Below are 8,456 nucleotides of genomic sequence, written 5' to 3' on the forward strand. Positions count from 1 at the left end.
TTAATTGGGTCAACAGGTAAAAGATGAGTAATTTTACTCATTGACAATAGTGCTTTTAGCTTAACTTGTGAGTAATGCCCCTGGATGATTTTATACAATCTTTAAGTTCAGACTCCCATACTTCAGACTCGCACCACAGCAACCCTCACCCCTCAGATGCTCTTGATTTATCTCACCTTCACTTGAATTTGGGTGAGGTTCACCATCCCCATGATTTAAACCATGTTGGTGCTTTAGATGGGGTCGATCATTCCCATCATTCATTAATGACTCCGGCGGGTGCTTTGGATGCTGCATATCGAGAGAGTTTGGCTGAGTTCAAAACGGATCTTTATTCAGAAAATAATGCCCAAGGTTTAGTCTCTAATTCAACTATATCGCCGACTGATCGTAACGATTCTCAGGATAGTTTTTCATCCGATAATTACTCGGAAAATTTTGTTGAATTTTCGGCAAAAAGTTCATCTGCACATTCAGGGGCGATTACTAAAGATGATGACAATTCAGTTAACTTTGTTGGCGATCAAGTTTTTTGGCATGGTTATCCTATGGGTCAAGCGGGGACTGTAGATGGACACAAATTTTATCGCGGAGGTCATTATATCGGGCGTTTAGGTGCAGATATGAATGTGTATGATGCTGATGCACATAAAATTGGTTATGTTACGCCTTCTGGCAAAGCTTATACAACTGATGATAAGCTATTTGCTACAGGAGGAACTGCTCGTTGGGCTGCCGCAACGTTAATTTTTAATACTTGTAGTCTTAGTTAGTTAGAAATCTGAGAAACATCTGAGAAACCGGGTTTCTAAAGGTTTCTCAAAGAAAATGAGACTGTTGACTAGAAACCCGGTTTCTGAATTCCGGGTTTCTGCAAACACAAATTCACATCAGGAGAAATGATTATGATTTGGAACTTTGCCCAGGGACTTATAACAGCAGTTAACGGCATTTTGGGCCCCCAGACAGTGGTGGCGATGACGCAACGGCAAAATGAGATTGATAGAATTACTTCCCAGTTTGAAATGCAAAATCGAACGTTTGAGTTCCAAGCGTTGATGGAAGGAGTGCGTCAAGAACATAGTAAGGAAATGGAGGCATATCGACAATATTGTGAAGATGTGCGGCTGCAAAAACGCCTCGATTCTGAACGGGAACAGTTAGCTAGACGGTTCCAACATGAGGAAAAATTAGAACAGTATCGCCGCGAAACTCACCTGATTTTATCTCGCGCTCAATTGCTAACAGCTTTAACTTTAGCTGATGATAAGGAAATTAGAGAAAGTTTCCCTCTAAAAACTCCCGCACGGGTAATTTTAGATGCTTACAAAAGCTATCAGGAAAATATGAAACAAATTCCTCTATTAGTGGTGATTTCGCCGCCAGCGTTGCAGTTTGAAAAATCCCCTCATCTGGCTCAGGCATTTGATCTAATTGAAAACCAATTGATTGATGAAATACAAGAATTTTGCAAACATTACCCACTCACTAATCAGGAAAGACCTGTAAGATATCAAGGGGCGGATTGGAAAAGTAAATCTTTTCATGGCAAAACTGCGATCGATACTTTGCATCATGTCCTCAAATCTGTCCCGACTGTGGTTTTAGAGTCTAAGGTTGATGGGAATTTACTCAGGGTTTATCTGGCGGGTTGGGATATGATGCAAGAAGTGCCTCACTATGAAAAGGTGCTAACTATTCCTTGGAAAGAGGTTTTGTATCCTATCGCCCGCAAAAATGCCGAAGAGTCGCGAGAGTACCGGATGAAGTTATTAGAAAAAGGCAGAAGCATGGAGGAGATTAAGCGCCGGGTGGAGATGATGAACTGAATCTATTAATCTTGGAAGAAGAGGAGGAAGATCGGGAGTTTGGCAGGGGCGGTCAACCTGATTATCAGTACAATGTTAAGGAAGACAAGTACCTTCAGGAATTGGCGCAGTTTTTAGGGATTTGCCACTGTATTTTAGTGGGTTTGATGGCGGATAGATACCATTTTTATCATGGGGATGTGCGTCCGAAGTTGCCTGAACTTTTGCCAGGATTGCTGGAAAAAATGCCGAGCGATAGTTTGAAGGAAATGCTGGTTGGTGAGATTGTTTCCAGTTATCAAAGTCTCTATCAGTCTATTGAGGGGGAACGCCCTAATGCGATTCCTTATTTGTTTTTGGATTTGGCGTTGAGTTTGAGTGGTTTGTCGGATAAATCTTGGGCGAAAAAGCAGGTTGAGTATTCGATTAAAGCTTGGTTGAAGCTGAGAAATCGGGTTTTTGAAGAGAAACTGGGTTTGTTGAATTTGGAGAATTTATTGGAGGTGTTTAAATCGACTTTGACGGTGGCGGATAGTGAATATGTGCAAAAGCTGACTGGGTGTTTGGCTGCGATCGGGGAAAGTCGTTATCGGGAGATGATTTTGGAGGTGATAAAGCGTCATCAGGAAGTCAAACCCAAGTGCCTGCTAGAAAATTTCTCAGTTGTCCGCACCCTTACCCGGCATTTTGACAGTGTTAATTCCGTTGCCATCAGCCCGGATGGGCAAACCCTTGTCAGTGGCAGTCGTGACAAAACGATTAAGATTTGGCAGTTGAGTACCGGGCGAGAACTTCGCACCCTCACAGGGCATTCTAACGGGGTTTGTTCCCTCGCCATTAGCCCGGATGGGCAGACACTTGTCAGTGGCAGTGATGACAAAACGATTAAGATTTGGCAGTTGAGTACCGGGCAGGAACTTCGCACCCTCACTGGGCATTATGGGTCGGTTAATTCCGTCGCGATCAGCCCGGATGGGCAAACCCTTGTCAGTGGGGCTAGTGACGATATTGACGATATTGACGATATTGACGAGACGATTAAGATTTGGGATTTGAGTACCGGGCGGAGACTTCGCACCCTCACTGGGCATGGCACCATCGCAAACCCTTCTAACAGGGTTTATTCCCTCGCCATCAGCCCGGATGGGCAGACACTTGTTAGTGGCAGTGATTATAGAACTCTGATTTGGGATTTGAGTACCGGGCGGAGACTTGGCATCCTCCTGGGGTCTCTTGGGAATTGTAGTTCCCTCGCGATCAGCCCGGATGGGCAGACGCTTGTTAGTGGCAGTGAGCGCCAAATAATTCAGATTTGGGATTTGAGTACGAGGCGAGAACTTCGCACCCTCATAGGGAATTATTACAGTGTTTATTCCGGTGTTACTTCCCTCACCATCAGCCCGGATGGGCAGACGCTTGTCAGTGGCAATAAGGACAAAACAATTAAGATTTGGGATTTGAGTACGGGGCGAGAACTTCGCACCCTCACTGGGCATTCTGGATCGGTTGAGTCCGTCGCGATCAGCCCGGATGGGCAGACGCTTGTCAGTGGAAGTGCTGACGGTACGATTAAGATTTGGCGGGTGGAGTGACTCAGAAACTTAGAAACCGGGTTGCTCTGATAATTTTTCCTAGAAAGAAACCGGGTTTCTGCGATAATTTTGGCATCCTCACCGAGATTTGGGTAAGAAACCCGGTTTCTGAGTCCCCCACGCGCCTGATCCAAGAAACCGGGTTTCTACGATAATTTTGGCATCCTAACGAGATTCGTTTAACAATACCTTCGCCAATTTAGTTAGGGTGGGTATAAGACTGAGGTGGGTGGATACAACCCAAACTAGATATCCGTTGGAAAATCTGAGCCAATAAAACTAGCTCGGGTTTTTCCGGAAGGAGTTTTACGATTTCGTCCACATATTTATAGCCCCGACACCTCGCCTTGAGATCCAGTATGCTTGCTCCCGGTCCCCGATAGCCTAATTTAAGAAGATGATGAGATAAATTGACCATAAAAAATGAAAGATTAGCGGCATTAGTTACCGCTTTTTCGCTGATATTCATAAAATCTTCTAACCCCCAAAATTGTTTAGCATCCCGGAAATTAAATTCAATTTGGAACCGAAGGCTGTAATAGTCAATTAACTGGTTATGCGATAATTTAAAATCGCTGGAAAATAAAATGACATGACTACATTTTAAAGTCATTTGATTAGTCTTGACCAGAATGATTACATTCAAAGGCTGAGCAAATTCTTTATGTAGAAGTTCAGCTTGATAGACTTCTGTTTTAATTTGACGCTCCACCGTGCTAGATTTCAAAAATTTAGTTGGAATTTGGCTAAAATTCAGTTTTTCTCCATACTTACGCTTGCACTTTTTTCCAGGTTCAGGATTTTCGTAAGGTAAATAAAGAGCCGAATCATAACGCAGTTTTGAAATTAAATGTAAATTCAGTTGCCGAGCCATTTGTAAAGCATTATTATTGCCAAAGTGACCGTCGAGCAATAAATACGTCAGGGGGACAAAGCCCTTAATCTGTTGCAGCACGGCTTGAATCCATCCTTGGATTCGCACTAACTCAGGAGTGAAGGTGACGACGGTTTTATCTTTATTTTTACTTCCTTTAGGGCGTCCGCCTAGATTTTTAGGTTCGGCTCGTTCCGTCGGATATTTTGAAGATTTTTTGAGGGTATTTTTGCCTATTTTTTTAGAGGTTTTAGAGGGCTTTTTTTGAGGATTATCTGAGATTTGGGCCAAGTCTGGCAAAGTTTCGGAAGCGGATTTAATTGTTTGTTCAATCCTGATTGGAAATGAATGTCTTTGTTGAATACTGACCAATGATAAAGTGAAAAAAGATAGCCCCGATACGGACTTACCATACAGACTGGAAAAAAAGCGCTCGAGTCCATAAGTTTTCTTACCAGCTTTGGTCACAATCACTTCATCTCCGGCTAGAAGATAGACTTCATTGTCACAAAATAAATGCTGGCGAAAGAATACCCAGAATAGAGTAGCCCAAGGTAAAGCCTGGGCGAAGAATCGTTGTACAGTTCGATAACTGCCACCTTGACCAGTCCACCGGGAAATGCCCAACATAGTGACTCGGCCTGTCATCGCTAGCATGGCCTGAACAATCCGGTTCAGTTGAGGCACACTCGTGACCCCTATGGACGGTTGCAAGCAGTATAAAAGTGGTAAGATGTCTTGCATGGGCTTTTGTAGAGAACTCGGTTGTGGTTGTGGTAAACAACAACTGTACTACAGAAGCCCTACTTATTTTTGGCGAAGGTATTGTTTAAGAAACCCGGTTTCTGAACCCTCCCCTTCCGCTAGCCACTCACCTACCCTCTGATATGCCACGTCGCCAAATTATCTTCCAAGCGGGTAATTACTACCATGTTTACAACCGAGGTAATAACCGTCAGCTTATCTTTTTTGAGCGAGAAAACTATATTTATTTTTTACGTCAATTAAGAAACCATCTGATTACTGATGGTGTCGATATTATTGCTTATTGTTTGATGCCGAACCACTATCATTTATTAGTTTACCTGAAAACGGATGATTTTTCCAAGCTGATGCATTCATTTACTCTATCTTATGCTAAGGCTATCAATAAACGCTATCAAAGAGTGGGTTCACTATTTCAAGGACGGTTTCAGGCGATTCATGTAGATAGAGAAGACTATTTATTAAACCTCACTCGCTATATTCACTTAAACCCAGTCTGTGCTAATATAGTTGAAAAAGCAGAGGATTGGGAGTTTTCCAGCTATCAAGAATATATTGATTTGCGCCAAGGGAGTTTACCTACAATAGATGGAGTGCGATCGCAATTTTTTTCAGCCGATGCTTATCGTTATTTTTTAGAAGATTCAATTAGCGATAAATTAATTCAGTATTTAACCTTTGAAGAGTAGAAAGAAACTAAGCCAAGAAACCAAGAAACACAAGAAACAAGAAACCGGGTTTCTGCGATAATTTTTGCATCATCACCGAGATTTTGGTAAGAAACCCGGTTTCTGAACCCCCACGCGATCGCCCCACCATCCAAGAAACCGGGTTTCTGCGATAATTCTGGCATCATCACCGAGATTTAGGTAAGAAACCCGGTTTCTGAGTCGCGACCCGATATCGGTACAGTTGTAGAACAACATCACCTTGAGGGACTAGAAACAGGTTATAGCGTTGAGTTCTTCGATCTGTTGGGAAACACTGTAGCGGTTGCGACACTACCTGGAAGTTATTTGCGATCGCCCACAAGTGCAGACAGACCTACAGTTAGACTTGTTAATAGTTTTGCTGCGTAAGTAGAGGAAATAGTACAATCGCGATGATGACCCCAAGTCGATGAAGGCGATCGTCTAAAAATAGTGGGTATCGACTCAAATTGTCGCAACTGAGAGTAAAATTGAATATCTACTTTCCATAGAGCAACGTCGCTTTGAGCCAGATTCAAATCTTAAACTTACAAAGCCTTAGCCAGGGACTCCCTGCGATTACACCTGCCTTTGGAGCCGCGATCGCAGAAGCAGGTGCGATTTGTCTAACCGATGAAGCTCACCAACCAGGAGTAACACTTAAAGTTGAGGGAGAATTTTCTGCCACATTCAAGTTAGATTGGCAGCCAGTCACCGAGCAAACCCGACGATGCTGGAATGACGAAGAATATACTACCGAGCAGGCTGCTTATGGAATCGCATTCCTGTTAATTTTGCAATTAACAAATCTCACAGTCATTGAACGCTCTCGCAAAGGAACGGGATTTGACTATTGGTTAGGAAGTCAAAATTCAGCTACCACACTACCATTTGAGCGAATGGCTCGGCTAGAGGTTTCTGGAATTCGCAAAGGCAATCAAAGTCAAATCAATACTAGAGTCAAGCTGAAAACTGAACAAACCCGCGCCTCAGACGCACAAGGCTTGCCAGCGTATATCATTGTAGTAGAGTTCAGCCGACCGATTTCTATTATTAGTGCCAAGCAAAATCCTGAAGGAACCGTACTCCAATGAGCCAGATTCAATCGCTCCACAAACAAGCAATGGATTTAGCCGAAGCAGCGGCAGTCGCCCGCTTAAGAGGTGCGTTGGAGTTGGCTGCACAATTGACGCGCCAAGCCTTTGAACAAGAAACTCAGGCCGCAGCCTTAATCGCTAGCGCCCTTGATGCTGAGCCCACTCGTTCTGTGCTTCACCGCAGCGCAGCATCTTTAGCGATTGAATGTGGCGAATTACGAATGGCAGAACGTCTAATTGCAACTGCGTTATCTGGCAATCCCCCGGCAGAGATTGCTGAAGAACTCAAAGATTTATTCATCCAGATTAACTTGAGCCAATATCTGAAACGTCAAGGAATCCACATCGACATTAAGGAACTGCGAGGACTGGTAAATCAATAGCACTCGTCGAGGGACTAGAAACAGGTTATGGCCTTGAGTTCTTCGATTTGTTGGGAAACATTGTAGCAGTTGCCACGCTACCTGGAAGTTATTTGCGATCGCCCACAAGTGCAGACATACCTACAGTCATGATATTGTCCGAAGGCGATCGCCCCCTACAATATTTACAAAACTAAATCTGGTATGCGATCTATATCTAGCTGTTAGAATAGATAAACCTGAGCGTTAAAATCGTAAATGTATGACAGCGTTCCTACACACTATGCAATGGAATATCTAACTTTTAGAGAAGCCGATCGAGAGGACATACAGGCGATCGTCAATATTCACAATTCTCATGCGCGCGGTCAAAATACGTCGATCGAGCGTGGCTTTTTGCTAACAAAAATTACTGAAGATGAGATTGTCCAAAGCTTAAATAATTCATGCAAATATTTTGTGTCAGCTAAAACCGATGGGGAAATTATGGGATTTGTGGCTATATCACAACCCAAAATATCTGATGAAATCTTGGATAAAATTATCTGGAAAGATGAGGTTTTTAAGAAAAGAGTCACCAGCGATCGGCATTTTTATCTCGAAAGAGTAGCAACCAAGTTAAATTGGATGGGTAGAGGTGTTGCTCAATTTATGTATAAAGAAATTTATCAAGTTTTTCCAAATTCATTTATTTCGCTGTTTATTGTTACCCACCCAATAGCTAATACTCGTTCCCTAATGTTTCACCAAAAACAGGGATTTGAACAAATAGGAACTTTGCAAATTGACCGATTTCTCGATCTAGAAAATTATGAATGTATTGTGATGTTTAAAGAAACTTGAATTTATCATGAGTGAGTCTCCAAGCAGAAGCCGACCTCCATCCAGCCTAACAGGAATTACAAGAAGCGAGGGAACTCTTATCTCGGCGAATTGCCATCTCAAATAAGCTCGATTTAACTCCCTTGGCGGCCGCTATACTTCCCATCCTCGCAGTAAAAATATTTTTCCCCAAACAAAAAGCGCCCCTATTTCTAGGAGCGCTTTTTGTTAATCTCAGACTAAAACTTAGCCATTGATAGAAGGAGCAACCAAAGCTACAGGAGTGACTTCACTAGCAGCCAAATCAAGCGGGAAGTTGTGAGCATTGCGCTCGTGCATCACTTCCATACCCAAGTTAGCGCGGTTGATGACATCAGCCCAAGTATTGATGACACGACCTTGAGAGTCGATAATCGATTGGTTGAAGTTGAAACCGTTCAAGTTGAA

At 43.0% G+C, this 8,456-nt stretch carries 9 protein-coding genes and 1 pseudogene; 8 read left to right on the forward strand and 2 right to left on the reverse strand.

Going from position 1 to position 8,456, the window contains the following annotated elements:
• Positions 1–74: 74 nt before the first annotated feature.
• The 3 genes from QUA83_RS29330 to QUA83_RS29340 all read left to right on the forward strand — a co-directional run bounded on the left by QUA83_RS29330 (position 75) and on the right by QUA83_RS29340 (position 3,400).
• A complete protein-coding gene (locus tag QUA83_RS29330) occupies positions 75–773 on the forward strand; it encodes a hypothetical protein (protein WP_333297680.1) in 699 nt (232 codons plus the stop codon).
• A 132-nt stretch (positions 774–905) separates the two neighbouring features.
• Positions 906–1,829 (forward strand): hypothetical protein, encoded by a 924-nt coding sequence (locus QUA83_RS29335; protein ID WP_333297681.1) that lies wholly within the window; start codon positions 906–908, stop codon positions 1,827–1,829.
• A gap of 11 nt (positions 1,830–1,840) precedes the next feature.
• A complete protein-coding gene (locus QUA83_RS29340; RefSeq protein ID WP_333297682.1) occupies positions 1,841–3,400 on the forward strand; it encodes a WD40 repeat domain-containing protein in 1,560 nt (519 codons plus the stop codon).
• 199 nt (positions 3,401–3,599) lie between these two features.
• Here the strand turns inward: QUA83_RS29340 and QUA83_RS29345 are convergent, their stop codons facing one another.
• Positions 3,600–5,018, reverse strand: coding sequence for a transposase (locus QUA83_RS29345; protein WP_333297683.1), 1,419 nt, complete (start codon positions 5,016–5,018; stop codon positions 3,600–3,602).
• A gap of 143 nt (positions 5,019–5,161) precedes the next feature.
• On the opposite strand from QUA83_RS29345, the gene QUA83_RS29350 reads away from it, so the two are divergent.
• The 5 genes from QUA83_RS29350 (at position 5,162) to QUA83_RS29370 (ending at position 8,030) form a co-directional block, all read left to right on the forward strand.
• Positions 5,162–5,728, forward strand: coding sequence for a transposase (locus QUA83_RS29350; RefSeq protein ID WP_333297684.1), 567 nt, complete (start codon positions 5,162–5,164; stop codon positions 5,726–5,728).
• Positions 5,729–5,941: 213 nt separating this feature from the next.
• A complete protein-coding gene (locus QUA83_RS29355; RefSeq protein WP_333297687.1) occupies positions 5,942–6,118 on the forward strand; it encodes a DUF4926 domain-containing protein in 177 nt (58 codons plus the stop codon).
• Between the two features lie 134 nt (positions 6,119–6,252).
• The gene (locus QUA83_RS29360; protein ID WP_333206885.1) at positions 6,253–6,822 is read left to right on the forward strand and encodes a hypothetical protein; all 570 of its coding nucleotides are present in this window, start codon (positions 6,253–6,255) and stop codon (positions 6,820–6,822) included.
• The gene (locus tag QUA83_RS29365; protein ID WP_333154503.1) at positions 6,819–7,208 is read left to right on the forward strand and encodes a hypothetical protein; all 390 of its coding nucleotides are present in this window, start codon (positions 6,819–6,821) and stop codon (positions 7,206–7,208) included. Before QUA83_RS29360 ends, QUA83_RS29365 begins: the two co-directional genes overlap by 4 nt.
• Positions 7,209–7,445: 237 nt before the next feature.
• Complete coding sequence (locus QUA83_RS29370) at positions 7,446–8,030, forward strand: GNAT family N-acetyltransferase (protein WP_333297686.1); 585 nt, start codon at positions 7,446–7,448, stop codon at positions 8,028–8,030.
• Between the two features lie 225 nt (positions 8,031–8,255).
• On the opposite strand, the pseudogene QUA83_RS29375 reads toward QUA83_RS29370, so the two are convergent.
• Positions 8,256–8,456 (reverse strand): annotated as a pseudogene (locus QUA83_RS29375) (photosystem II q(b) protein); the annotation flags it as partial.

This window comes from Microcoleus sp. K1-B1 (assembly GCF_036704705.1).
Taxonomy (GTDB): Bacteria; Cyanobacteriota; Cyanobacteriia; order Cyanobacteriales; family Microcoleaceae; genus Microcoleus.